At 72.9% G+C, this 23,129-nt stretch carries 25 protein-coding genes; 14 read left to right on the forward strand and 11 right to left on the reverse strand.

Annotated elements, in window-relative coordinates; genetic code table 11:
* Window positions 1-4: 4 nt before the first annotated feature.
* The 4 genes from gnd to KZ813_RS14690 are packed head-to-tail and all read left to right on the forward strand — an operon-like array spanning window position 5 to window position 2,905.
* On the forward strand, window positions 5-994 hold the full coding sequence (gene gnd / locus KZ813_RS14675; protein ID WP_219755719.1) for a phosphogluconate dehydrogenase (NAD(+)-dependent, decarboxylating): 990 nt from the start codon (window positions 5-7) through the stop codon (window positions 992-994).
* On the forward strand, window positions 994-1,800 hold the full coding sequence (locus tag KZ813_RS14680; RefSeq protein ID WP_219755720.1) for a Cof-type HAD-IIB family hydrolase: 807 nt from the start codon (window positions 994-996) through the stop codon (window positions 1,798-1,800). Before gnd ends, KZ813_RS14680 begins: the two co-directional genes overlap by 1 nt.
* Window positions 1,801-2,553, forward strand: coding sequence for an HAD-IIB family hydrolase (locus KZ813_RS14685; protein WP_219755721.1), 753 nt, complete (start codon window positions 1,801-1,803; stop codon window positions 2,551-2,553).
* Between the two features lie 25 nt (window positions 2,554-2,578).
* Entirely contained in the window at window positions 2,579-2,905 is a 327-nt protein-coding gene (locus KZ813_RS14690) for a hypothetical protein (protein WP_219755722.1), read from the forward strand.
* A gap of 184 nt (window positions 2,906-3,089) precedes the next feature.
* On the opposite strand, the gene KZ813_RS14695 is transcribed toward KZ813_RS14690, so the two are convergent.
* The gene (locus tag KZ813_RS14695) at window positions 3,090-3,884 is read right to left on the reverse strand and encodes a 3'(2'),5'-bisphosphate nucleotidase CysQ (protein ID WP_219755723.1); all 795 of its coding nucleotides are present in this window, start codon (window positions 3,882-3,884) and stop codon (window positions 3,090-3,092) included.
* Entirely contained in the window at window positions 3,877-5,235 is a 1,359-nt protein-coding gene (locus KZ813_RS14700; protein WP_219755724.1) for a TldD/PmbA family protein, read from the reverse strand. The genes KZ813_RS14695 and KZ813_RS14700 overlap by 8 nt, the downstream gene beginning before the upstream one ends.
* A 248-nt stretch (window positions 5,236-5,483) precedes the next feature.
* Here KZ813_RS14700 and KZ813_RS14705 point away from each other — a divergent pair, with 248 nt between their 5' ends.
* The 3 genes from KZ813_RS14705 to KZ813_RS14715 are packed head-to-tail and all read left to right on the forward strand — an operon-like array spanning window position 5,484 to window position 7,077.
* Window positions 5,484-5,795: a hypothetical protein gene (locus KZ813_RS14705; protein WP_219755725.1), complete on the forward strand. Its 312-nt coding sequence runs from the start codon at window positions 5,484-5,486 to the stop codon at window positions 5,793-5,795.
* A gap of 14 nt (window positions 5,796-5,809) precedes the next feature.
* Entirely contained in the window at window positions 5,810-6,706 is an 897-nt protein-coding gene (locus KZ813_RS14710; protein ID WP_258046807.1) for a hypothetical protein, read from the forward strand.
* Window positions 6,703-7,077: a Rap1a/Tai family immunity protein gene (locus KZ813_RS14715; protein ID WP_308461902.1), complete on the forward strand. Its 375-nt coding sequence runs from the start codon at window positions 6,703-6,705 to the stop codon at window positions 7,075-7,077. The genes KZ813_RS14710 and KZ813_RS14715 overlap by 4 nt, the downstream gene beginning before the upstream one ends.
* A 24-nt stretch (window positions 7,078-7,101) precedes the next feature.
* Here the strand turns inward: KZ813_RS14715 and KZ813_RS14720 are convergent, their stop codons facing one another.
* The 4 genes from KZ813_RS14720 to KZ813_RS14735 form a co-directional block, all read right to left on the reverse strand.
* Window positions 7,102-7,485: a hypothetical protein gene (locus tag KZ813_RS14720; protein WP_219755726.1), complete on the reverse strand. Its 384-nt coding sequence runs from the start codon at window positions 7,483-7,485 to the stop codon at window positions 7,102-7,104.
* Between the two features lie 216 nt (window positions 7,486-7,701).
* Window positions 7,702-8,637, reverse strand: a complete 936-nt coding sequence (locus KZ813_RS14725) for a phytoene/squalene synthase family protein (RefSeq protein ID WP_219755727.1) — start codon at window positions 8,635-8,637, stop codon at window positions 7,702-7,704.
* 10 nt (window positions 8,638-8,647) lie between these two features.
* Window positions 8,648-9,229 (reverse strand): LOG family protein, encoded by a 582-nt coding sequence (locus tag KZ813_RS14730; protein WP_219755728.1) that lies wholly within the window; start codon window positions 9,227-9,229, stop codon window positions 8,648-8,650.
* 58 nt (window positions 9,230-9,287) lie between these two features.
* Complete coding sequence (locus KZ813_RS14735) at window positions 9,288-9,689, reverse strand: hypothetical protein (RefSeq protein ID WP_219755729.1); 402 nt, start codon at window positions 9,687-9,689, stop codon at window positions 9,288-9,290.
* Window positions 9,690-9,797: 108 nt separating this feature from the next.
* On the opposite strand from KZ813_RS14735, the gene KZ813_RS14740 reads away from it, so the two are divergent.
* The gene (locus KZ813_RS14740; RefSeq protein WP_219755730.1) at window positions 9,798-10,142 is read left to right on the forward strand and encodes a hypothetical protein; all 345 of its coding nucleotides are present in this window, start codon (window positions 9,798-9,800) and stop codon (window positions 10,140-10,142) included.
* 333 nt (window positions 10,143-10,475) lie between these two features.
* On the opposite strand, the gene KZ813_RS14745 is transcribed toward KZ813_RS14740, so the two are convergent.
* Together KZ813_RS14745 and crtY are read right to left on the reverse strand one after the other, a co-directional pair.
* Window positions 10,476-11,948, reverse strand: coding sequence for a phytoene desaturase (locus KZ813_RS14745; protein WP_219755731.1), 1,473 nt, complete (start codon window positions 11,946-11,948; stop codon window positions 10,476-10,478).
* Window positions 11,945-13,105, reverse strand: a complete 1,161-nt coding sequence (gene crtY / locus KZ813_RS14750) for a lycopene beta-cyclase CrtY (RefSeq protein ID WP_219755732.1) — start codon at window positions 13,103-13,105, stop codon at window positions 11,945-11,947. Before crtY ends, KZ813_RS14745 begins: the two co-directional genes overlap by 4 nt.
* Before the next feature lie 237 nt (window positions 13,106-13,342).
* On the opposite strand from crtY, the gene KZ813_RS14755 reads away from it, so the two are divergent.
* On the forward strand, window positions 13,343-13,888 hold the full coding sequence (locus KZ813_RS14755; RefSeq protein WP_219755733.1) for a peroxiredoxin: 546 nt from the start codon (window positions 13,343-13,345) through the stop codon (window positions 13,886-13,888).
* Window positions 13,889-14,051: 163 nt separating this feature from the next.
* Window positions 14,052-15,089, forward strand: a complete 1,038-nt coding sequence (locus KZ813_RS14760) for a GGDEF domain-containing protein (RefSeq protein WP_219755734.1) — start codon at window positions 14,052-14,054, stop codon at window positions 15,087-15,089.
* Between the two features lie 123 nt (window positions 15,090-15,212).
* Here the strand turns inward: KZ813_RS14760 and KZ813_RS14765 are convergent, their stop codons facing one another.
* Window positions 15,213-16,430, reverse strand: a complete 1,218-nt coding sequence (locus KZ813_RS14765) for an argininosuccinate synthase (protein WP_219755735.1) — start codon at window positions 16,428-16,430, stop codon at window positions 15,213-15,215.
* A 119-nt stretch (window positions 16,431-16,549) separates the two neighbouring features.
* Between KZ813_RS14765 and KZ813_RS14770 the strand changes: the two genes are divergently transcribed.
* Window positions 16,550-16,984 (forward strand): EF-hand domain-containing protein, encoded by a 435-nt coding sequence (locus tag KZ813_RS14770; RefSeq protein WP_219755775.1) that lies wholly within the window; start codon window positions 16,550-16,552, stop codon window positions 16,982-16,984.
* Between the two features lie 106 nt (window positions 16,985-17,090).
* On the opposite strand, the gene KZ813_RS14775 is transcribed toward KZ813_RS14770, so the two are convergent.
* Window positions 17,091-18,317: an SAM-dependent methyltransferase gene (locus tag KZ813_RS14775; protein WP_219755736.1), complete on the reverse strand. Its 1,227-nt coding sequence runs from the start codon at window positions 18,315-18,317 to the stop codon at window positions 17,091-17,093.
* Between the two features lie 98 nt (window positions 18,318-18,415).
* On the opposite strand from KZ813_RS14775, the gene thrC reads away from it, so the two are divergent.
* The 3 genes from thrC (at window position 18,416) to KZ813_RS14790 (ending at window position 21,706) form a co-directional block, all read left to right on the forward strand.
* Entirely contained in the window at window positions 18,416-19,813 is a 1,398-nt protein-coding gene (gene thrC, locus KZ813_RS14780) for a threonine synthase (protein WP_219755737.1), read from the forward strand.
* An 8-nt stretch (window positions 19,814-19,821) separates the two neighbouring features.
* The gene (locus KZ813_RS14785; RefSeq protein WP_219755738.1) at window positions 19,822-20,691 is read left to right on the forward strand and encodes an RsmD family RNA methyltransferase; all 870 of its coding nucleotides are present in this window, start codon (window positions 19,822-19,824) and stop codon (window positions 20,689-20,691) included.
* 586 nt (window positions 20,692-21,277) lie between these two features.
* A complete protein-coding gene (locus KZ813_RS14790) occupies window positions 21,278-21,706 on the forward strand; it encodes a DUF1810 domain-containing protein (protein ID WP_219755739.1) in 429 nt (142 codons plus the stop codon).
* Window positions 21,707-21,729: 23 nt separating this feature from the next.
* Here KZ813_RS14790 and KZ813_RS14795 read toward each other — a convergent pair whose 3' ends face one another.
* Entirely contained in the window at window positions 21,730-23,127 is a 1,398-nt protein-coding gene (locus tag KZ813_RS14795; protein ID WP_219755740.1) for an efflux transporter outer membrane subunit, read from the reverse strand.
* Window positions 23,128-23,129: the final 2 nt, after the last annotated feature.

Consider the following 23,129-nt stretch of genomic DNA (forward strand, 5'->3'; position numbering starts at 1 on the left):
CAGAATGCGACTGGTGATGATCGGCCTCGGCCGGATGGGCGGGAACATGGCGCGTCGGCTGATGCAGGCGGGGCACGAGATCGTCGCCTACGACCGCGACACCGATGCCGTCGCCAAGCTCGCCGACGCGGGTGCGATCGCCGCGGGCTCGCTCGACGAGGCGCGCGCGCGCTGCCGCGAGGGCGGCGGCGCCGCGATCTGGTGGGTGATGCTGCCGCACGGCGCGGTGACCGACGGCGTGATCGACCAGATCGCCGCCGGCGCCAGCCCCGACGAGGTGGTGATCGACGGCGGCAACAGCTTCTACAAGGACGATATCCGCCGCGCTAAGGCGCTGGCGGAGAAGCAGGTCCACTATGTCGACGTCGGCACCTCGGGCGGCGTGTGGGGGCTGGAGCGCGGCTATTGCATGATGATCGGCGGCCCCGAGCAGGTGGTGCGTGACCTCGACCCGGTCTTCTCCGCGCTGGCGCCGGGGCTCGGCTCGATCGAGCGCACCCGCGGTCGCGCCGAGGGCATCGATGGCCGTGCCGAGCAGGGCTATATCCACGCCGGCCCGGCGGGCGCGGGCCATTTCGTCAAGATGATCCACAACGGCATCGAATATGGCCTGATGCAGGCCTATGCCGAGGGCTTCGACGTGCTCAAGGGCAAGGCCTCGGAGAAGCTGCCCGAGGACGAGCGCTACGACCTCAACCTCGCCGATATCGCCGAGGTGTGGCGGCGCGGCAGCGTGATCTCCTCCTGGCTGCTCGACCTCACCGCGCAGGCGCTCGCGGGCGACGCGCACCTCGAGAAGTTCAGCGGCAACGTCGCCGATTCGGGCGAGGGGCAGTGGACGATCGAGGCCGCGATGGAGGAGGCGGTGCCGGCCAACGTGCTGACCACGGCCTTGTTCGCGCGCTATCGCAGCCGCGTCGAGCACACCTTCGGCGAGAAGGTGCTGTCGGCGATGCGCTTCGGCTTCGGCGGCCACGTCGAGATGCCGCAGTAATGCCGATCCGATTGCTGGTGTCCGACGTCGACGGCACGCTCGTCGACAAGGAGAAGCAGCTCACCGCGGCGACGATCGCCGCGGTGCACCGCCTGCAGGACGAGGGCGTTGCCTTCACGCTGATCAGCGCGCGGCCGATGTCGGGCATCCGCCCGCTGCTCGACCAGCTCGGCTTCGACGGCGACGTGGCGGCGTTCAACGGCGGCATCGTCTTCCGCCGCGACGGCACGATCGTCCACCACGAGACGCTGCCCGCCGACGTCGCGCGCGAGGCGCTGACGATCGCGGCCGAGTTCGAGGTCGACACCTGGCTGTTCGCCGACGACCGCTGGTATGCCACCGACCCCGACGGGCCGCACACGCGGAGCGAGCGGCGCAGCTCGGCGCAGGAGCCGGTGGTGGCCGAGGACCTGGGCGCGCTGCTCGACCGCGCCGACAAGCTCACCTTCGTCAGCGACGACGAGGCGATGCTCCACGCGCTCTACGCGCGCGTCCACACCGCGATCGGGGACCGCGCGACGGTGGCGCAGTCGCAGGTCTATTACCTCGACGTCACCGCCAAGGGCGCCAACAAGGGCGACGGCATCCGCGCGCTCAGCGAGGCGCTCGGCATCGCGCTGGCGGACACCGCGGCGATCGGCGACCAGGCCAACGACCTGCCGATGCTGCGCCGCGCCGGCCTCGCGATCGCGATGGGCAACGCGCCCGACGCGGTGAAACAGGCCGCGCACGAGGTGACTCGCGCGAACGACCAGGATGGCGTAGCGCACGCCATCGAAACGATCATCCTGCCGCGGAGACAGTGAATGAAGAAGCTCGTCGCCTTCGATCTGGACGGCACGCTCGCGCTCAGCAAGCAGGCGCTCAAGGACGATATGGGCGAGACGCTGGCGGATCTGCTGACGGTCGCCGACGTCGCGGTGATCTCGGGCGGCGACTGGCCGCAGTTCGAGAAGCAGGTGGCCAGCCGCCTGCCCGAGCGCGCCGACCGTGACCGGCTGTGGCTGATGCCCACCACCGGCACCAAGCTGTACGTCCATCGCGACGGCGCGTGGAAGACGGTCTACGCCGAGCTGTTCGACGACGCCGAGAAGCAGAAGATCATCGACGCGTTCGGCCAGTCGCTCGAGGCGACCGGCTTCGTCCCCGAGCAGACCTGGGGCGAGCGGATCGAGGATCGCGGCAGCCAGATCACCTTCTCCGCGCTGGGCCAGCAGGCGCCGCTCGAGGCCAAGGAGAGCTGGGACCCCGATTTCGCCAAGCGCAAGGTGATCCAGGCGGACCTGCGCCAGCGTCTCCCCGGGCTGGCGATCAACATGGGCGGCGCCACCTCGATCGACATCACGCGCGAGGGCGTCGACAAGGGCTATGGCCTGCGCAAGCTGGCGACGGAGAGCGGCATCCAGCTCGGCGAGATGCTCTTCATCGGCGACGCGATCTTCCCGGGCGGCAACGATTATCCCGCGCATGAGGCGGGCGTGGACTGCGTCCGCGTGCGCGACCCGCAGGAGACGATCAGCGTGGTGACCGCGATCGTCGCGTGCCAGAAGCAGGGCTGAGCGCGACGCCGCGGGGACGCGCGTGATGCTCGACGTCCCCGCGCTGTACGCGCGCGTGATCCACTGGATCGGCGACGGCACCGGCACCACCGACACGGTGCTGCACATCCACGCGGGTATGGCGGTGCTGATCCTGGCGCGGCTGGTCACGCGGCGCTCGCTCGGCACCTTCGTGCCGCTGTCGGTGGTCGCGCTCGCCGAACTGGGCAACGAGGTGCTCGACCGGCTCCACTATCACTCGTGGCGCTGGTGGGACACGATCCCCGACGTGATCAACACCCTGTTCTGGCCGACGGTGATCTGCGCCGCGGTGCGCTGGCGCCCGATGCACCGGCGCGACCAGCGGCGGTGAGCTGGGAGAGGGGAGTCTTCCTGCCCGCTCGTCGCCCTCGCCGTCTGAATGGCGCGACTTGGTCCGGGATCCACTCTTCCGCGGGAGCGGACAGCGCGGCGTGTGCGGGTCGGTGGATCCCGGAGCAAGTCCGCGATGACGGAGGTTCGTGCGCGGCGATATGCGCGCCCTCGCCCGACCGCCGCTACCCGATCACCGCGCGCGCGCGGCCGGCGAGGTGCCGCACGGCCGCGGCGTGAATGCCCGGCGCGGTGACCAGGACACCATAGGCGCGCGGGTCGGGCTTGTTGAACAGGATCGGCGCGCCGAGCGCGTCGCTCACCGAGGCGCCGGCCTCGCTCGCCACCAGCACCGCCGCGGCGATGTCCCATTCATTGCCCCAGCGCAGCGTCGCGACGAGGTCCGCGCGGTCGCTCGCCACCATCGCGATCCGCAGCGCGATCGAGTTGGGCTTCTCCACCGCGACCAGCGTGCGATCCGTCTTGGGCAGCGCGTCCACCGGCACGCGCGCGCCCTCGAAGTCGCGCCGATCGCCCGCCGCCAGATCGAAGCCTCTGCCGTCCTCGCGCACCAGGGTGGCGCCGGCGCCGTCGCGCGCGCGCCACACCTCGCCGCGCGCGGGCGCGTCGAGCACGCCGATCACCGGCCGCCCGTGCTCCACCAGCGCGATCGAGACGCACCAGCCGGCGCGCCCGCGGATATAGTCGCGCGTGCCGTCGATCGGGTCGACCACCCAGACCCGCTCGCGCGCGAGGCGATCGGGCCGGTCGGCGGTCTCCTCGGAGAGCCAGCCCGCCTCGGGCAGCAGCGCCCCCAGCCGCGCGTGCAGCATGCGGTCGACGTCGAGGTCGACCTCGCACACCGGGCTGCCGGGCGCTTTCTCCCAGCGCGCGAAATCGGTGCGCCAGCGCGCGAAGGCCATCTGCCCCGCCTCGCGCGCGATCGCCGCGACCGCGTCGGCCAGCGCGGCGTCAGCCACCCGCCACCGTCATGCCCTCGACCCGCAGCGTCGGCACGTTGACGCCGTGGCGGAAGACGAGATCGTTGGCCGGCGTCAGCGCGCGGAACATGTCCCTGAGGTTGCCGGCGATCGTGAACTCGGTGAGCGGCCGGCCGAGCGCGCCGCGCTCGATCAGGAAGCCCGCCGCGCCGCGGCTATAGTCGCCGGTGACCGGGTTGACGCCCTGGCCGATCAGCTCGGTGACGTAGATCCCCTCGACGATGTCCTCGATCAGCGTCTCCACCGGCACGTGCCCCGCCTCCATGTAGAGGTTGCTGGTCGTCACCCCGGGCGCACCGGCGATGCCGCGCGCGGCATGGCCGGTCGGCTCGAGCCCGAGCTGGCGCGCCGAGGCGCTGTCGAGCAGCCAGGTCTCGAGCATCCCGTCGCTGACGATCGCCACGGGCGAGACCGGCAGTCCCTCGCCGTCGAACGGGCGCGAGCGCAGGCCGTGCGGGCGGTGGGGGTCGTCGATCACGGTGATGCCGGGGGCGAAGACCGCGCTGCCCAGCGAGTCGAGCAGGAAGCTGGTGCGCCGCGTGACCGCGCTGCCCGAGATGGCGCCGCTCAGATGGCCCAGTAGGCTGGCGCCGACGCGCGGGTCGAACACCACCGGCATCGCCCCGCTGGGCGCGCGACCCGCGCCGACGCGCGCCGCGGCGCGCTCGCCCGCCAGCGCGCCGATCGCCTCTGGCGAGTCGAGGTGCGCGCGGTGGCGCGTCGCGTGGAAGCCGTGGTCGCGCTGCATCGCGCCGCCGCCAGCCCCCCCGCCGCCCGCGATCACGCTGGCGGAGAGCGTGTGGCTGGTCGCCTCATAGGCGCCGGCGAAGCCGTGGCTGGTGGCAAGGGCCCAGACGCTGCGCCCCCAGGCCGCGCCCGCGCCCTCGCTGTTGGTGACCCCTGCCACCGCGCGCGCCGCCGCCTCGGCGCGCGCGGCGGCGTCGCGCAGCGCCTCGGGATCGGGCTCGTCGCGGTCGGCGAGGTCGAGCAGCGGCGCGGCCCCGTGCAGCAGCCGCGACTCGGGCGCGAGCCCGGCCCAGCGATCCTCCGGCGCCTCACGGGCCATCGCCACCGCGCGATCGACCAGCACGCCGACCGACTCGGCCGACAGGTCGGAGGTGGAGACGCTCGCCGAGCGCTGGCCGACGAAGACCCGCAGCCCCAGGTCGGCACCCTCGGAGCGGCCGACGTCCTCGAGCGCGCCGAGCCGCACCGACACCTCGCTCGAGGCGTTGGCGGCGTACACCGCGTCGGCGGCGTCGGCGCCCGCGGCGCGGGCGCGGCGGACGATGTCGGTGGCGCGTTCCTGCGCCTGGTCGGGGGTGAGCATCGGGTCGCTGTAGGCCTGCGGTCGGGTCAGTGGCTAGCCCGAGGGCAACGCGCCGCGCCGCGGAATGGATGCGGGGAAGGGGTGTCGAGGCACCGGGCCGCGGCCGATCGCGTGCTCACCCCGGCGATCGTCCCGCCTCGGGCCAGCGCGTCGTTTACCATCTATTAACGTTTCGTTCAGGCGCCGGAACGTTCTCCTGCCCGTGCGCATTCGCGCTATCTGTCCATTTTGGTACGAGAGGTAAGTAGATGCGTTCGAACCTTCCCCGCTACACGGCCCTGACGCTGATCGCGGTCGGCGCCGTCGGGCTCGGCGGCTGCGCCTCCAAGGGCTTCGTCCGTGACCAGATCGCCACCGTGAACCAGCGCATCGACGGCCTCGACGGCCGCCTGCGCACGGTCGAGGGCACCTCGGGTCAGGCGCTCACCCAGGCGCAGGCCGCCGCCGCCCAGGCGCAGCAGAACAGCCAGCGCATCGATCAGCTCGGCGGTCGCGTCGATTCGGCCGAGCAGCAGATGCAGCAGATGCAGCAGCAGCGCGCGCGTCGTCCGCGCGGCTGAGCCACGTCGAATCGATGCGCGCGCGTCGCGGGACGGCACTGCCCGACATGATCGACACGGTCGGGCGACCGTCCCGCGGCGCGGGGCGCCTTCTCGTCGCGGCGGCGATCGCGCTGGCGATGCCCGCGGTCGCGCTCGGCGCGCCGCCGGCGTCGTCCCCGCGCGAGCCCGCGCTGGCCGCCAAGGCCGGCACCAGCAAGGCCAGCACCAGCAAGGCGGGCGCGGGCAGGGCCGCCGCCGCGAAGGCCGCGGCGAAGAAGACCGCGCGCAAGGCCGGCAAGGCGGCCAAGCCTACCGCGCCGCCGCCCGAGCCCGTGCCCGAGATGCCGCGCTCCGAGGCGGCGGAGCGCCTCATCGCCTGGGTCGCCGCGGCGCACGACAATGGCAGATTGCCCTATGCGGTGATCGATAAGCCCGCCGCGACGCTCTATCTCTTCGCCGCGAACGGCGACTATCTCGGCGAGACGCCGGTGCTGCTCGGCGTGGGCATCGGCGACGATTCGACGCCCGGGATCGGTGCCAAGAACCTCGACGACATCGGACCGGCCGAGCGCACCACGCCCGCGGGCCGCTTCGTCGCCAAGTTCGGCCGCGCCTTCGGGCGCCAGCGCGTGCTGTGGGTCGACTATGCCAATGCGGTGGCGATGCACGTCGTCACCAGCCTCCACAAGAACGAGCATCGCGTCGAGCGGCTGCTGTCGCCCTCGCCCGAGGACAATCGCATCTCGTTCGGCTGCATCAACGTCGGCGCGCGCTTCTACAACGGCAAGCTGCGCCCGCAGTTCGAGAAGCGCGGCGGCGTGGTCTATATCACCCCCGACGTGAAGCCGCTCGACGAGGTGTTCCCGCGCGTGCGGCTGCTCCCCTATCTCGCGGCCGCCGACACCGCGGGCCCGGGCGCCGCGCGGTGAGCGCGCTGCTGCTCGCCGCCCTGCTGGCCGCCGCGGACCGGCCGGTGGTGGTCAGCTCGCTGACGACGCCGCAGCTGATCGAGCTGTGCCAGGGGAAGGACGACGATCCGACCGCCGATTTCTGCACCGGCTATATGCTCGCCGCCTTCGACGCACTGTCGAGCGCGCGCCAGATCTGCCCCTCGCCGGAGAAAGCCTCCAACCTCGCGGTCACCGCGGCGGCACGGAAGTATCTGCGCAAAAAAGGGAAGAAATCGAGCGCGGCACCCGCCTTCGTCGTGCGCCAGGGCCTCAAGGACGCGTTCCCGTGCAAGGCCGAGCCGAAGCCCAGGCCCAAGGCCACCGCGAAGCCGACGCGCAGGCGACGGTGACGACCGCCGCCGGCGCGGCCCGGTTCAGCGCCGCTCGTCCTCGACGGGTACGTCGGCGCGACGATCCGCCGGCGCGTCGCGGTCGCGCAGCCGCTCGCCCGCGTCGCTGAGCGCGGCGCCGGCGTGATCGCGCGCGCGATCGGCGTGGCGGCGCACCTCGTCCTCGAGCCGGCGCGAGGCGCCGTCGATGCGGTCGGCGGCACGATCGAGCGAGTGCGCGGCGACACCGTCGACCTGGTTGGCCATCGTGTCGGTGAGCGAGTCGACGCTGGCGGCGACATTGTCCGCGGCCTCTCCGATCTCGCCCGCGATGGCGTTGCCGGTACGGTCGGCGTGCTCCTCGACTCGGTCGCCGCACCCGGCCAGGGCGAGCGCGGCGAGGGGGGCGATCAGGGCGAATCTCGTCATCGGGTGCGGTCTCCTCTCAGCTGGCAGAATGATTCGAGTCCGCGTTGGTTGCGGTGGCTTGGTGCCGGACTGTCCCTGGTCAGGTGAGGGTGAGCGTCACGGCGAACCTGGGCGTACGGAGACGGTCTACGTCTCGCTCTAGAGGCTGATCCAGCTGGTGCCAGCGGGGTGCTCCCGTGTTCGCCGGAGCACGGATCGAGGGAAATGGATCAGACCCTAGCGCGGGCGAGTCCACAGCCGCGGGTCGCGCGGAATGTCGGCGATCCGCCGCCGCCGTGCCGCCTGCCAGGCCGCGCGCGCGATCCACGCCAGCTTCTCGGGCTTGCTGGTGGTGACTCGATGGTCCCAGGCGTGCGCGCCGCGCGCCGCCACGCGCCGCGCGATGTCGCCGTAGATCCCCGCCGCCGCCAGCACCGCCCAGGCCGAGCGATACGACAGCGCCTTGGTGCCGACGCGCGCGCTCGCCTCGTGCAGCTCGGCGCGCGCCGCCAGCCGCCGTGCCAGCACCACCAGCCGGTCGCGGAACGGCGGCTTCATGTGCTGGCCGGGCGGCACGTCCATCTCGGCGAGCCACTCGTCGGGGAGGTAGCAGCGCGCGACGCGGTCGTCCTCCTCGATGTCGCGCGCGATATTGGCGAGCTGGAAGGCGAGGCCGAGGTCGCAGGCGCGGTCGAGCGTCGCCTCGTCCTCGGGCGGCACCCCCATCACCACCGCCATCATGCAGCCGACCGCGCCCGCGACATGGTAGCAATAGCGGTACAGATCGGCCTCGGAGCGGGGGCGCCAGTCGTCGGCGTCGAGCTGGAAGCCGTCGATCAGGTCGGCGACGAAGCGGTGCGGCAGCCGTGTCTCGCGCGCGACCAGGCCGAGCGCGTCGAAGGCGGGGTCGCCGGTCGGCGCTCCGGCGAGCGCGGCGGCACTCAGCCGGCGCACCTCCGCCACCCGCGCGGGGGCGTCGGCGACCGCGCGCCGGTCGTGGCCATGGTCCTGGCCGTCGACCAGGTCGTCGCAGCGGCGGCACCAGGCATAGAGCAGCCAGGCACGCTCGCGCACCTCGGGGGCGAACAGCTGCGACGCCGCGGCGAAGCTCTTCGAGCCGCGCGCGATCGAGTCGCGCGCCGTCGCCACCAGCGCGGCGCGCGAGCCGGTCACGCGCTGGCGCTCACAGGTCGCCGGCGGCCATGCGGACGATCGGCTGGGTCGGCGCGTGCGCCGCCATCGAGTCGAGCAGCTGCTCCAGCGTCTCACCCACGATCAGCAGCGCGCGGTGCTGCGCGCGCAGGAAGCCGACCTCTCCCATCTTCGCCCAGAAGGCGACCAGCTCGTCGTAATAGCCGCGCGCGTTGAGCAGCCCGACCGGGTCGGCGTGGTAGCCGAGCTGCGCCCAGCTCAGCGCCTCCCACAATTCGTCCATCGTCCCGGTGCCGCCGGGCAGGGTGACGAAGCCGTCGGCGAGGTCGGTGAAGAGCTGCTTGCGCTGGTGCATGCCGGGCACGACGTGGAGCTGGGTGAGGCCGCGATGCGCCACCTCGGCGTCGACCAGCGCCTGCGGGATCACGCCGATCACCTCGCCGCCCGCGGCCAGCGCCGAGTCGGCGATCGCGCCCATCAGCCCGAGCCGCCCGCCGCCGTAGACCACGCCGATGCCGCGCTCGGCGAGCGTGCGGCCGACCTCGCGCGCGAGCTCGAGGTAGAAGGGGTCGGCGGGGGTGGCGGAGCCGCAGTAGATGGCGAGGCGCTTCATCGCGCGAGCGCTAGGGGAAGCGCGCCGCGGGGGCAATATCGCGCTGCCGCCGCGCGGCTCAGCGACTCGCGTCGGGCACCGCGACGCCGCGGGCGCAGCGGTCGCCCGCGCGCGCGACGTAGCGCGCCGGCCGGTCCCCCGCCGCGACCGGCACCAGCGTGACCGTGTCCCAGCGCGCGGCGATGCCGGCGGACTCGTAGCGGACCACCCAATCGTCGCCGACCCGGTCGGCGCGCACGAGTCGGTGGCGCGGCACGCCCGGGTGACGCACGTCGATCGTGTCGCGCCGCTCGCCCGCGTCGGCGATACCGTCCGGCGCGAGATAGCGCGCCAGCTCGAGCCGCGCCGCCGCGGGCAGCGCGCGCAGTGTCTCGACCGAGGCGCCGCGCGCGCCGCAATGGGGCGGGGCGGCGGGGGACGCGGCGGCCAGGAGCGCGGCGAGCGACAGCGGGAGGGTCATCGGCTTCTCCTCGCCGCGCAGCCGAGCAGGCGCGGCGGCGCCTGTCACCCCGGTGTCGCCGGATCGGGGCGATCGGCCTATTCTCGCCGCGACGGGAGGAGCCGCGCCATGAGGGACTGGGAGCATGTCGTCGCGACCGGCACCGCGCTGCCCGCGGTGGTGACGGGCACGAGCTACGGCCGGCCGGCGCTGCTCCTGCGCGGCAAGATGATCGCGGCGGCCTCCGCGCCCGATCCCGGCAGCTTCGTGCTCCGCGTCGCGACGATCGAGAAAGAGGTGCTGATCGAGACCGACCCGGCCACCTTCTGGGAGACCGACCATTATCGCAGCTGGCCCGCCGTCCTCGTCCGCTACGGCACCGCCGCCGACGAGCGGATCGCGCTGCTGCTCGAGCGCGCCTGGTGGGATCGCGCCTCGGCCACGCAGCGCCGCGCGCGCGGCGAGCGGCCGTGAGCCGCTGTCCTACGCCGATGGGGGCGCGGTAGGGCGCGGCGATGCGCCCTCCGCCGCCCACCCGCGATCCGCTCGGCGCGATCGCCGCCCGCGCGCGCCTGCGCCGGCGCGGGCGGCTCGACGTCGCTCCTATCGACTCAACATTCGCAACATTCGCGACCGCCCGCCCGCGCGGGGGGCCCGGGAGTCACGAGCCGTCGTCCTGCTCTGCCCCGGGGCTACCGCGTTCGCGGGAGAACGCCAGCGCGACGGGCGGCAGCGGCCCTCTCGCAGAGGTCTCGCCTGCGCGGGAGCAGCGCGGGCCGACGGCGGCAGGGGCCTGCCAGCGGCGCGCTACCGCCCCAGCATCAGCGCCGCGGTCGCCTTCGCGCTGCCGACCACGCCCGGGATGCCCGCCCCCGGGTGGGTCCCCGCGCCGACGAAATACAGGTTGGGGATCGAATCGTCACGGTTGTGGACGCGGAAGTACGCGCTCTGCGTCAGCACCGGTTCGAGCGAGAAGGCGCTGCCGAGATGCGCGTTGAGGTCGGCGGCGAAGTCGCTCGGCGCGTAGCTGAACTTCGTCACGATCCGGTCGTGGATGTCGGGGATCAGCCGGCGCCCGATCTCGTCGAGGATGCGCTTCTCCAGGATCGGGCGCACCGTCTCCCAGTCGCCGGTATATTTGCCCATGTGCGGCACCGGCGCCAGCGCGTAGAAGGTCGAACAGCCCTCGGGCGCCAGGCTCGGGTCGGTGACCGTCGGGTGGTGGAGGTAGAGCGAGAAGTCCTCGCTCAGCACGCCGTGCTCGTAGATGTCGTCGAGCAGCCCCTTATAGCGCGGGCCGAACAGGATCATGTGGTGCGGGATGCCGGGCCAGCTGCCCTTGATCCCGAAATGCACCACGAACAAGGACGGCGAGTAGCGCTTGCGCCCGAGCCGCGCCGCGGTCCGCTTCGCCGCCCCGGAGCCGGGCAGCAGGTCCTTGTAGACGTGCATGATGTCGGCGTTGGCGGCGAGCATGTCGGTGGGCGTGCTCCACCCGCTCGCGGTCTCCACCGCGGTGACGCGGTCGCCCAAAGTCTCGATCCGGGTGACCGCGTCGTTCAGCCGCAGCGTGCCGCCGAGCCGCTCGAACAGCGCGACCATGCCCGCGATCAGCCGGTTGGTGCCGCCGCGCGCGAACCACACGCCGCCGTCGCGCTCCAGCTTGTGGATCAGCGCGTAGATCGCGCTGGTCGTCATCGGGTTGCCGCCGACCAGCAGGGTGTGGAACGACAGCGCCTGGCGCAGCCGCTCGTCGGCCACGAACTTCGACACGATCGAGTAGACCGAGCGCCACGCCTGGTATTTCGCCAGCGCCGGCGCCGCCTTGATCATCGACGCGAAGTCGAGGAAGGCGACGTGGCCCAGCTTCTCATAACCCTCGCGATAGACGCCGGCGGAATAATCGAGGAAGCGCGCGTAGCCGGCCACGTCGGCGGGGTTGAGCTTGGCGATCTCGCCGTGCAGCACCGTGTCGTCGTTGGTATAGTCGAAGTTGGTGCCGTCGGGCCAGTTGAGCCGGTAGAAGGGCTGGACCGGCTCGAGCGCGACGTCGGTCGCCATGGTCTGGCCCGACAGGCCCCACAGCTCCTCGAGACAGGCGGGATCGGTGATCACGGTCGGGCCGGCATCGAAGGTGAAGCCGTCGCGCTGCCACACATAGGCGCGGCCGCCGGGCTTGTCGCGTGACTCGAGCACGATCGTCTCGATCCCGGCCGACTGCAGCCGGATCGCCAGCGCCAGCCCGCCGAAGCCGGCGCCGACCACCACCGCGCGCGTCATGCCGCACCCCGCAGCGCGGCGATGGCGCGGCCGAGCGGCACCGGCGGCCGCCCGCTCAGCACGCGCGCCTTGTCGAGCGCGGTCGAGCGCGCCGCGTAGAAGCGCGCCACCAGCGGTGCGGGCAGGCGGTAGAAACGTTCCAGCACGCGGTAGCGCTGGTCGGGGTCGGCGGCCTTGAAGAGCATGAGGTCGAGCATCCGATAGAAGCGCCGCGCCGCCCACAGCCGCGCCGCATAGGCATAGGTCAGGTCGTGGAGCGCCGCACCCGAGAAGTCGTGCTGCGCCGCGATCAGCTGCGCCAGCCGCACCGCGTCGGGCAGCGAATAGCCCGTGGTGGGATGGAACAGCCCTGCTCGAACGCCCGCCTTGGCCAGCTTGCTCCCGCCGCTCCGCCAATAGGTCTCGAAATCGCCGCCATAGACTACCGGCAGCACGCCCTGCTCGCGGTGGACGGTCTCGGTCACGCTCCAGCCCTTGGCGGCGGCATAGGCCTCGACTCGCGCCGTGACCGCGGCGACGTCGAGTGCGGGCGAGTCGCTGTAATAGGTGTCCTCCACGAGCAGCCGGTCGGCCGCGAAGGGCAGCAGGTAGACGAATCGATAGCCGTCCAGCTGCGCCACGGTGGAGTCCATCACCACCGGCCGCGCCACGCCGTGCGCGCCGGCGACGCGCAGCTCGTGGCCGACGAACTTCTGCCAGCCGCAGTCGAGCGCCGCCAGGTCGCCCGCGCCGCGCGAGTCGATCACCCCGGCGGCGGTGAGCCGGTCGCCGTTGGCGAAGACCACCGCGGTGGGGCTGCACGCCAGCACGCGCCGCCCGGTCATCAGCGCGCGGCGCGGCAGCGTGGCGCGCGCGTGCGAGTCGAGCCCGGCCGAGCGCACGGTATAATAGGCCTGCGCGAGGTGGCGGGCGTGCGCGGGGAAGCGCACGTCGTAGCTCGGCCAGGCATGCGCCACGAGCGGCGCGATCAGGTGGCGGTCGCCGCGCGCGACGTCGCCGCCGAAGAAGGACCAGAGATGGTTGCCGCCGATCGCCTCGCCCGCCTCGATCAGCCGCACGTCGAGCAGGGGATGGCGCGCGTGCACCGCGAGCGCGATCAGCGCCCCGGCCAGCCCGCCGCCGACGATCGCGAGGTCGCATCTGTGGGTCGCGGGCATGGTCCGGCGCTAACCTATCGCAGCCGCGCGGGGAAGCCCGGCGCGGTGGCGGTGACGCGCGACGGGGACGGAAGCACGCCCCTCCGCCGTCCTCCCGGCTCACGCCCGGCACGGCGATCGTCGGGGGAGAGCCGCACCGCCGCCCCACCCCTGTCCTAGCGCCCCTGTCCTACCGCCCCTGTCCTACCGCCCCTCGCCGCGCTACAAGACGCGCCTCACCTGCTGGAGCCGACCGCCATGCGCCGCGCCGTCATCACCGCCGTCACCGTCGCCCTCACCGCCGCGCTCGCCGTCCCGGCCGCGGCGACGCTCAAACCCGGTGCCACCGCGCCGGACTTCGCGACCCGCGGCGCGGTCGCGGGCAAGGTCGTGCCGATCAGCCTGCACGAGCAGCTCCGCCGCGGCCCGGTGGTGCTGTATTTCTTCCCCGCCGCCTTCACCTCGGGCTGCAACGCCGAGGCGCGCGCCTTCGCCGAGAAGGTCGACGCCTTCCGCGCCGCGGGGGCGACCGTGATCGGCATGTCCGCCGACAATGTCGAGGACCTGCAGCGCTTCTCGTCGAGCGAGTGCGCGGGCAAGTTCGCGGTCGCCAGCGCCGGCCCCAAGGTGGTGGCGGGCTATGACGTCGCGCTCGGCCGCGCGGTGAAGGGCAAGAGCGTCACCAGCCGTACCAGCTACGTGATCGGTCGCGACGGCAAAGTGGTGTTCGTCCACGACGACATGAACCCGGCCGAGCATGTCGCGCTGACGCTGGCGGCGGTGCAGAAGCTCAAGCGCGGCTGAGCGGGCGTGACTCGGCGCGGTCAACGCCGAGTCACCATATCTTAGCGAGTCGGGCGCTAGCGTCCCCGTCCGGCGGGTCGCGACGGGCGGCGCGCGGCCGGCGCGTGGGGGCGCGTCGGTCCGGACGAGGCGTGGCCCGCGGGGGCCGATCGGGGGCGAGCGGGTGGCGAGCAAGGCGGTCGACGTGCGGCAGGGGACGGCGGGCGACCGCCTGTTCACCCGCGTCGGCGCGTTCCTGTCGGCGCACCGGCTCAGCCCCGACCCGGCGCATTACGCCTTCGCCTATGCGGTGATCGCGCAGCCCGAGGGGCTGATCGCGCGCCGCGTCGCCGAGCTGACCGACGGCGGCGTGCGGCTGAGCGCGCGCGACATCGAGCAGCTCGGCGGCACCGCGCTGGCGGGGGCACCGGCCGGGCCGGCCGACGATGCCGAGATGACCGCCGACGCCGCCACGCAGGAGGCGATGATCGAGCGGATGATGCATCAGCTCGACGGCTTCGGCGACACGATGCGGATCGCGCACGCCGAGGCCAACGACTTCGGCCGCGACCTGGCGCGCTCGGCGGCGCAGATGCGCGACGTCGGCGCCGACGCGGGGGTGGAGGAGATCGGCCGGCTCACCGCGGCGATGATCGAGCGGGTGCAGCACGCCGAGGCGAAGCTGGAGAGCACGCGGCGCGAGACCGAGGAGCTGCGCGCCGCGCTCGACGAGGCGCGCGGCTCGGCGCGCACCGACCCGCTCACCGAGCTGCCCAACCGCCGCGCCTTCGACGAGGCCTTCGCCGCGCTGGCGCCGGGCGCGCGCGTGACGCTGGCGATGTGCGACATCGACCATTTCAAGCGGATCAACGACAGTTTCGGTCATCCCGTGGGCGACCGCGTGATCCGCACCGTCGCGCGCACGCTGGCGGACGAGGGCGGCTGCCTGGTGGCGCGCTACGGCGGCGAGGAGTTCGCGATGCTGTTCGAGGGCGTGACGCCCGCCGAGGCCGCGGCGCGGATCGACCGCGTGCGCGCGCACATCGCGGAGCGGCGGTTGCGCGTGCGCGAGACGGGCGAGCCGATCGGCACGGTCTCCTTCTCGGCGGGGGTGGCGGAGGGCGTGGCGGGCGAGGGGCGTGCCGCGCTGGTCGCGCGCGCGGATGCCGCGCTGTACCGCGCCAAGGAGCAGGGCCGCGCGCGGACGATCGTGGCGGGGTAGCGAGGAAGCGAGCGGGTCACCCTCACCCTTCCGGCGCTACGCGCCTTCCTCCCTCTCCCGCCGGGAGAGGGAAGGGGCCCATCGCCGGAGGCGATGGGAAGGGTGAGGGCGACCTGGAAGTTCCTATCGGTCGCGCCGCCCCAGCAGCCGCAGGCGCAGCGCGTTGAGCTTGATGAAGCCCGCCGCGTCGCGCTGGTCATAGGCGCCCTGGTCGTCCTCGAAGGTGACGACCTTCTCCGAGTAGAGCGAGTGCGGCGAGCGGCGGCCGGTCACCACCGCCTGGCCCTTGTACAGCTTGAGCCGCACCGTGCCCGTCACCTTGGCCTGCGAGTGATCGACCGCGGCCTGGAGCATCTCGCGCTCGGGCGAGAACCAGAAGCCGTTGTACACCAGCTCGGCGTAGCGCGGCGCCAACTCGTCCTTCAGGTGCGCGGCGCCGCGGTCGAGCGTGATCTGCTCGATCCCGCGATGCGCCAGCGCGTAGATCGTGCCGCCCGGGGTCTCGTACATGCCGCGGCTCTTCATGCCGACGAAGCGGTTCTCGACCAGGTCGAGCCGGCCGATCCCGTGCTTGCGCCCGAGCTCGTTGAGCCTGGCGAGCAGCGTCGCGGGCGAGCACGCCTCGCCGTCGAGCGCCACCCCGTCGCCGCGCTCGAAGTCGATCGTGATCGTCTCGGGCTGGTCGGGCGCGTCCTCCGGGTTGACGGTGCGCGAGTAGACGTAGTCGGGCACCTCGTCCCACGGATCCTCCAGCACCTTCCCCTCGGACGAGGTGTGGAGCAGGTTGGCGTCGGTCGAGAAGGGCGCCTCGCCGCGCTTGTCCTTGCTCACCGGGATCTGGTGCGCCTCGGCGAACTCGATCAGCTTGGAGCGGCTGGTGAGGTCCCACTCGCGCCACGGCGCGATCACCTTGATGTCGGGGTTGAGCGCGTAATAGCCGAGCTCGAAGCGGACCTGGTCGTTGCCCTTGCCGGTGGCGCCGTGGCTCACCGCGTCGGCGCCGACCTGCGCCGCGATCTCGATCTGGCGCTTGGCGATCAGCGGGCGCGCGATCGAGGTGCCGAGCAGGTACAGCCCCTCGTACAGCGCGTTGGCGCGCATCATCGGGAAGACATAGTCGCGCACGAACTCCTCGCGCAGGTCGTCGATGAAGATATGCTCGCGCTTGATCCCCATCAGCTCGGCCTTGGCGCGCGCGGGCTCCAGCTCCTCGCCCTGGCCCAGATCGGCGGTGAAGGTGACCACCTCGCACTGATATTCGGTCTGGAGCCATTTCAGGATCACGCTGGTGTCGAGTCCTCCGGAATAAGCGAGGACGACGCGCTTGATCTGGTCGGTCATGGGGCAGGCTCCTTTCGCGCGGCGGGCGCTACGCCAGCGTGCCGCGCGAGGCAACCGCTACGGCGCGCGGGCGAGACCGTTCACCGCGCGTACAAGCGGCCGCCGCCAAGCCGCACGCCATGTTCAGGACGCCCACCACGCTCGCCGCCGCGCTCGTCGCTCTGCTCGCCACGCCGGCGCTCACGGTCGCCGCGCTGGGGCAGGAGACCCGCGCCAGCGCGACCGCCAAGCTCGACACCGAGTTCGCCGCCTCGGACACGAACAAGGACGGCTATCTCTCGCTCGCCGAGCTGGAGGCGCGGATGGCCAAGATGAAGATCCGCGGCAAGGCGCTCGACGCGGTGCACGCCAAGCGCGTCGCGGCGCTGGTGATGGCGCGCGGCGACCTCGACAAGGACGGGCGGCTGAGCCGCGCCGAGTCGGACCAGCTGATGGGCGCGGTCTTCTCGGCCTATGACCTCAACCACGACGGGAAGGTCGACGCCGCGGAGGCCGCGCGCGCCCGCGCCGCGGCGGACGGCGTCGCCAAGGGCGGGGCGGCGCCGAAGAAGTGAGTTCCCGTGCTCCCGCGCCCGCAGGAGCCCGGAGTCACGCACGTGGCGCTCGCCGTCCTGGGCTCCCGCGCACGCAGGAGCACGCCGGCATGGCGAGCGACCGCTCTCAGCCGCCTCGCAGCCTGCGCTCCTCCTCGAACATATAGTCGCGCGTCAGCGGCAGGCCGAGCCGGTCGCGGCTGAACTGGATCTGGTAGTTCACCAGCGGGCCGTTGGTGAAGGAGACGATCGCCCCCGCCAGGTAGAAGGTCCACATCCGGAAGAAGCGCTCGTCGTACAGCGCGACGATCGCGTCGCGCTCGGCGACGGTGCGCTCGTACCAGGCGCGCAGCGTCATGGCGTAATGCATCCGCAGCACCTCGACGTCGGTGACGAACCAGCGGATGAACTCGTTGGCCTCCAGCACCTCGGACAGCGCGGGGATATAGCCGCCGGGGAAGATGTATTTGTCGGTGAACTTATCGGTGAAGTTCGGCCCGTCGGCGCGCCCGATCGTGTGCAGCAGCATGACGCCGTCGGGGGTCAGCAGGTCGCGGCACTTGCTCAGATAGGTGCGGAAGTTGCGCTTGCCGACATGCTCGAACATGCCGACCGAGACGATCCGGTCGAACGGCCCCTCCAGCGCGCGATAGTCGACCAGCTCGAACCGCACCTTGTCGGCGACGCCCGCCTCCTCGGCGCGGCGGCGCGCGACCTTCAGCTGCTCCTCGGAGAGCGTGATGCCCAGCACCTCGGCACCCGTCTTGGCATGGATGTAGAGCGCCATGCCGCCCCAGCCGCAGCCGATGTCGAGCACGCGCATGCCGGGCCCGATCGCCAGCTTGGCGACGATATGCGCCTTCTTGTCGGCCTGCGCCTGCTCCAGCGCGTTGGTCGGATCGGTGTAATAGGCGCAGCTGTACTGTTTGTCGGCGTCGAGGAAGAGGTCGTACAGCCGGTCGGAGAGGTCGTAGTGATGCGCCACGTTGCGCTTCGACGCGCTGGCCTGGTTGCCGGTCAGGCGGTGGCGGATCTGCCCCTTGAGCGTGCGCCAGCGGTTGGCGGCGAGCCGGTTGACGCCGTTCTCCCAGCGGCTGTTCGCGGTGGCGAGCAGCAGCAGGTCGAGGATGTCGCCCTGCTCCACGATCAGCGTGCCGTCCATGAACGACTCGCCCGCGCCGAGCGCCGGGTCGGCGGCGAGCGCGCGGTACACCGAGCGGTCGGTGATGCGGATCGCGACGGGCTTGAGCGCGGGATCGTCGCTGCCGAAAGTGGCGGTGGTGCCGTCGGGCTTGGAGAGGGTGAGGCGCCCGCGCTTGATCGCGCGGCTGAGGAAGACGTCGATGAGTGCCATATCGCCCCCTGCTAATAAGGTTGCATCGCGCAATCCATAGCCTCGATGAGCCGGCGAGCGTTGCGCGCGCGCGCGTCGCGCTCTAGGCGAACTGCCCCATGCGCTACGTCAGCACCCGCGGCACCGCCCCCACGCTCGACTTCGCGGGCGCGACGCTCGCCGGCCTCGCCGCCGACGGCGGCCTCTACGTCCCCGACGCGTGGCCGACGCTCTCGGAGGCGGAGATCGCCGCGCTGGCGGGCAGGAGCTACGCCGAGACCGCGGCGGCGGTGATGGCGCCGTTCGTCGCCGGATCGCTCTCCGAGAGCGAGCTGCGCGCGCTGTGCGACACCGCCTACGGCCGCTTCGCGCACGACGCGGTGACGCCGCTGGTCCAGCTCGACCACGACCAGTGGCTGCTCGAGCTGTTCCACGGGCCGACGCTGGCGTTCAAGGACGTCGCGCTCCAGCTGCTCGGGCTGCTGTTCGAGCGCTTCCTCAACGGCACCACCGAGCATCTCACGATCATCGGCGCGACCAGCGGCGACACCGGCTCGGCCGCGATCGACGCGGTGGCGGGGCGCGCCGGGATCGACATCTTCATGCTCCATCCCGAGGGCCGGGTCAGCGAGGTGCAGCGCCGCCAGATGACCACGGTGGGCGCGCCCAACGTCCACAATATCGCGATCCGCGGCGACTTCGACACCGCGCAGGCGCTGGTCAAGGCGATGTTCAACGACGCCGCCTTCGCCGCGCGCTTCCGCCTCTCCGCGGTGAACTCGATCAACTGGGCGCGGCTGATGGCGCAGGTGGTCTATTATTTCTACGCCGCGGTCCGGCTCGGCGCGCCCGCGCGCGCGGTGGCGTTCAGCGTGCCGACGGGCAATTTCGGCGACGTCTTCGCCGGCTATGTCGCGGCGCGCATGGGGCTGCCGGTCGCCAAGCTGGTGGTCGCCACCAACGTCAACGACATTCTCGCGCGCGCGCTGACCACCGGCGACTATTCCAGCCGGGAGGTGGTGCCGACCGCGACGCCCTCGATGGACATCCAGGTCTCGAGCAACTTCGAGCGGCTGCTGTACGATCTGGGTGGCCGCGACGGCGCCGCGCTGGCGGCGCAGATGCGCGGCTTCGAGGCGGAGCGCGCGATGCGGCTCAGCAACGCGCAGGCCGAGGGCGCGGCGGGGCTGCTCGTGGGCGAGCGGGTCGACCCCGACGCCATGGCCATGGCGATGCGCCACGCCTGCGAGCGCCACGGCCAGGTGATCGACCCCCACACCGCGATCGCGCTCGCGGCGGCGCGGCGCCATCTCGCCCCCGACGTGCCGATGGTGACGCTCGCCACCGCGCACCCCGCCAAGTTCGGCGACGCGGTCGAGCGCGCCACCGGGGTGCGCCCGTCGCTGCCGGCGCGCGTCGGCGACCTGTTCGAGCGCGAGGAGCGCTGCGTCACGCTCGACGCCACCTATGCCGCGGTGAGCGCGCACGTCGCCGCGCACGCGGTGCCGCGCGGCTGAGGCGCGGCGTGGACCTCGTCACGCTCACCGGCGAGCCCTGGGCCGATTACGGGCTGATCGATTCGGGGAACGGGCGCAAGCTGGAGCGCTACGGCCGCTTCCGCTTCGTCCGCCCCGAGCCACAGGCCCTGTGGGCGCCGGCGCGCGACGACTGGCGCGCGCACGGCGCCTTCGTGCCGGGCAGCGACGAGGAGGGCGGCGGCCGCTGGGACTTCAGCGAGCCGGTGCCGCGCGAGGGCTGGCCGCTCGCCTGGGACAGGGTGCGCTTCACCGCGCAGACCACGCCCTTCCGCCACCTCGGCTTCTTCCCCGACATGGCGCCGGTCTGGGCGTGGATGCGCGCGCGGCTCAGCGGGATCGACACGCCCGAGTGCCTCAACCTGTTCGGCTATACCGGGGTCGGCACGCTGGCGCTGGCGACCGAGGGCGCGCGGATGGTCCATGTCGACGCCTCCAAGAAGTCGGTCGAGGCGGCGCGCGGCAATGCCGCGCTGTCGGGGCTCGCCGACGCGCCGGTGCGCTGGATCATCGACGACGCCGCCAAGTTCGTCGCGCGCGAGGTCCGGCGCGGTCGGCGCTACGACGGGATCCTGCTCGACCCGCCCAAATACGGCCGCGGGCCGACCGGCGAGGTGTGGCGGCTGGAGGAGGACCTGCCCGGGCTGATCGCCGACTGCCGGCGGCTGCTCGACGCCGAGTCGCGCTACCTCTTCCTCACCGTCTACGCGGTGCGCATGTCCGCGCTGGCGATCGGCGAGATGCTGCGCCAGGCCTTCGCCGACCTGCCCGGCACGGTCGAGGCGGGCGAGCTCGCGGTGCGCGAGGAAGCGCGCGGCCTGGCGCTGCCGACCGCCATCTGGGCGCGCTGGTCGCGCTAGGTGGGGGACGAACTGGGAAGGCTGCACCTCCCCCACATCGTCATCCCCGCGCAGCCGGGGATCCAGGCGCGCTGACGCCTCGGGTCCCCACCTGCGCTGGGATGACGGAAGAGGTGACGGCTATCGCCGCGGAGCCATTCACCGCTGCCAACCTTTGGCCGATCGTACCGTCCCATCTCGGCGAAATACGCCACTCCACCCGCGGCTCCGGGAGAAAACCGCGTATTTCCGCCATTCTCCCGAGTTGGCACGCCCCCTGCAAAAGCCCTGAGCATCGACCGGATGGCCCGGCCGATGCCCATCAGGGAGACCCAGCATGACCGCTCGCATCACCGACCTCGCCCGCCCGCTCGCCACGATGCTCGCCGCCTTCACCGTCGCCGCGATGATGGTGGGCGCCGCCGTCCCCGTCCTGCCGATCGCCTGAGCGGAGTGCCGACGATGACCCGCCTGCCCTCGACGGCCCACGCGCTGCTGCTCGCCGCGGCCGGCTTCGCCACCACCGCGCTGCTGATCTACGTCGACGTCGCGAGTGCCGTGATCGCCTGATCACGGCACCGCGCCGCGCGGCACGCGTTGCCGCGGCATGGACCGCGACGCCACCGCTCCCGCCCTCGACCGCTTCGTCGCCGCGCAGGCGACCAGCTACGCCACCGCGCTCGCCGAGCTCCGCGCCGGCGCCAAGCGCAGCCACTGGATGTGGTACATCTTCCCGCAGCTCGCCGGGCTCGGCCACAGCGACATGGCGCGGCGCTACGCGATCCGCGACCTGGCCGAGGCGCGCGCCTATCTCGCGCACCCGCTGCTCGGCGCGCGCTACGTCGACAGCGCCGCGGCGCTGCTGGCGCACCGCGGCAGCGACGCCGCCGCGATCATGGGCGGGATCGACGCCGTGAAGCTGCGCTCGTCGCTCACGCTGTTCGACCGCGCGGGCGCCGCGGCCGCGGTGCGCGAGACGCTCGACGCCTTCTTCGCTTCACCCGACCCCGCGACGCTGCGGCTGCTCGATCGCTGAGCGCCGCCGCGCGCGGTGACGCCTCACGCCGCGGTCCAGCGCCCGCCGAGCGCGCGGAACAGGTCGACCTGCGCGTCTGCCACCAGCTGGTCCTGCAGCGCCAGCGCGGCCTGGGCGTCGGCGAGCGTGCGCTCGGCGTCGAGTTGCGACAGGCTGTCGATCTGCCCCTCGCGCCGCTGCGCGCGCGTGATCCGCGCGGCGCGATCGGCCTGGCCCAGCGCCTGCTGGAGCGCGGCGCGGCGCTCGAGCGCGCGCGCGTAGTTGGAGAGCGCGGTCTCGGTCTCGCCCAGCGCGGTCAGCACGGCGCCGTCGAAGGTGGCGAGCGCCGCGCGCGTGTCCGCCTCGGCGCCGGCGACTCGCGCGCGCGCCTTGCCCGGGTTGACCGCCCAGTTGAGCAGCGGCCCGAGCAGGAAGTTGAGCGGCCCCGCGCCGAACAGGTTGCCGAAGCCGGTGCTCGTCTGGCCGATCGAGCCGCCCAAAGTGATTCGCGGGTAGAGGTCCGCGGTGGCCACCCCGATCCGCGCGGTGGCGGCGGCGAGGCGGCGCTCGGCGGCGCGCACGTCGGGGCGGCGCGCGAGCAGCACCGCGCCGTCGCCCACGGGGATGGCCTGCTCGATCCGCAGCGCGGTGGCGCGCCCGCCCGCCACCGGGGGCAGCTCCTGCGGGGTGCGCCCGGTCAGCGTCGCGAGCCGGAACAAAGCGGCCTGCCGCTCGGCGACGAGCGACGGGATGTCGGCGCGGCGCTGGTCGCGCAGCGCGGCGATCCGCGCGGTGTCGAGCGGCGTGGTCAGCCCCGCCTCGGCGCGGCGCTCGGTGGTGCCGACCTGGCGGTCGAGCAGCGCGACGATCCGCTCCGCCACCGCGATCCGCGCGGCCGACGCGGCGGCGTCGGCATAAGCGCGCGTGGTGTCCGCCACGACCGCGACGCGGACCGCGTCGGCGTCGGCCGCGGCCGCCGCGACGTCGCCGCGCGCCGCCTCGACCCCGCGCGAGACGCGGCCGAACAGGTCGACCTCGTAGGAGACGTCGAGCCCGCCGTCGATCAGCCAGGTCTCGCCGCTCACGCCGGGCGGGCGCTGCGCCTGCGAGAAGCGGTTGTAGGTGCCGCTGGCGCCGAGCGTCGCCTGCGGGGTACGATCGTTGCGCACCTCGCGGAGCGACGCGCGCGCACGCTCGAGCCGGGCGGTGGCGACTCGCACGTCGGTGTTGGCGGCGAGCGCCGACTCGACCAGCTGGTCGAGCACGGGGTCGTCGTACAGCCGCCACCAGTGATCGTCGGGCGCGGCGGCGAGCGTCGGCCCGCCCGCGCCGAGGAAGGGGGCGGCGGCGCTCGCGGCGGTGGCGGGGGCGCGATAGTCGGGACCCGCGGCGCAGGCGGCGAGCGCCAGCGTGGCGGTGGCGGCGAGCCAATGCTTGATCATCG

The organism is Sphingomonas folli, assembly GCF_019429525.1.
GTDB lineage: Bacteria > Pseudomonadota > Alphaproteobacteria > Sphingomonadales > Sphingomonadaceae > Sphingomonas > Sphingomonas folii.

Bases quoted from the DNA above. Each gene is read 5' to 3' on its own strand.
- gnd (WP_219755719.1), top strand. From the start codon at position 5: ATGCGACTGGTGATGATCGGCCTCGGCCGGATGGGCGGGAACATGGCG.
- KZ813_RS14680 (WP_219755720.1), top strand. From the start codon at position 994: ATGCCGATCCGATTGCTGGTGTCCGACGTCGACGGCACGCTCGTCGAC.
- KZ813_RS14685 (WP_219755721.1), top strand. From the start codon at position 1,801: ATGAAGAAGCTCGTCGCCTTCGATCTGGACGGCACGCTCGCGCTCAGC.
- KZ813_RS14690 (WP_219755722.1), top strand. From the start codon at position 2,579: ATGCTCGACGTCCCCGCGCTGTACGCGCGCGTGATCCACTGGATCGGC.
- KZ813_RS14700 (WP_219755724.1), bottom strand. From the start codon at position 5,235: ATGCTCACCCCCGACCAGGCGCAGGAACGCGCCACCGACATCGTCCGC.
- KZ813_RS14705 (WP_219755725.1), top strand. From the start codon at position 5,484: ATGCGTTCGAACCTTCCCCGCTACACGGCCCTGACGCTGATCGCGGTC.
- KZ813_RS14710 (WP_258046807.1), top strand. From the start codon at position 5,810: ATGCGCGCGCGTCGCGGGACGGCACTGCCCGACATGATCGACACGGTC.
- KZ813_RS14720 (WP_219755726.1), bottom strand. From the start codon at position 7,485: ATGACGAGATTCGCCCTGATCGCCCCCCTCGCCGCGCTCGCCCTGGCC.
- KZ813_RS14730 (WP_219755728.1), bottom strand. From the start codon at position 9,229: ATGAAGCGCCTCGCCATCTACTGCGGCTCCGCCACCCCCGCCGACCCC.
- KZ813_RS14735 (WP_219755729.1), bottom strand. From the start codon at position 9,689: ATGACCCTCCCGCTGTCGCTCGCCGCGCTCCTGGCCGCCGCGTCCCCC.
- KZ813_RS14740 (WP_219755730.1), top strand. From the start codon at position 9,798: ATGAGGGACTGGGAGCATGTCGTCGCGACCGGCACCGCGCTGCCCGCG.
- KZ813_RS14745 (WP_219755731.1), bottom strand. From the start codon at position 11,948: ATGACGCGCGCGGTGGTGGTCGGCGCCGGCTTCGGCGGGCTGGCGCTG.
- crtY (WP_219755732.1), bottom strand. From the start codon at position 13,105: ATGCCCGCGACCCACAGATGCGACCTCGCGATCGTCGGCGGCGGGCTG.
- KZ813_RS14755 (WP_219755733.1), top strand. From the start codon at position 13,343: ATGCGCCGCGCCGTCATCACCGCCGTCACCGTCGCCCTCACCGCCGCG.
- KZ813_RS14765 (WP_219755735.1), bottom strand. From the start codon at position 16,430: ATGACCGACCAGATCAAGCGCGTCGTCCTCGCTTATTCCGGAGGACTC.
- KZ813_RS14770 (WP_219755775.1), top strand. From the start codon at position 16,550: ATGTTCAGGACGCCCACCACGCTCGCCGCCGCGCTCGTCGCTCTGCTC.
- KZ813_RS14775 (WP_219755736.1), bottom strand. From the start codon at position 18,317: ATGGCACTCATCGACGTCTTCCTCAGCCGCGCGATCAAGCGCGGGCGC.
- thrC (WP_219755737.1), top strand. From the start codon at position 18,416: ATGCGCTACGTCAGCACCCGCGGCACCGCCCCCACGCTCGACTTCGCG.
- KZ813_RS14790 (WP_219755739.1), top strand. From the start codon at position 21,278: ATGGACCGCGACGCCACCGCTCCCGCCCTCGACCGCTTCGTCGCCGCG.
- KZ813_RS14795 (WP_219755740.1), bottom strand. From the start codon at position 23,127: ATGATCAAGCATTGGCTCGCCGCCACCGCCACGCTGGCGCTCGCCGCC.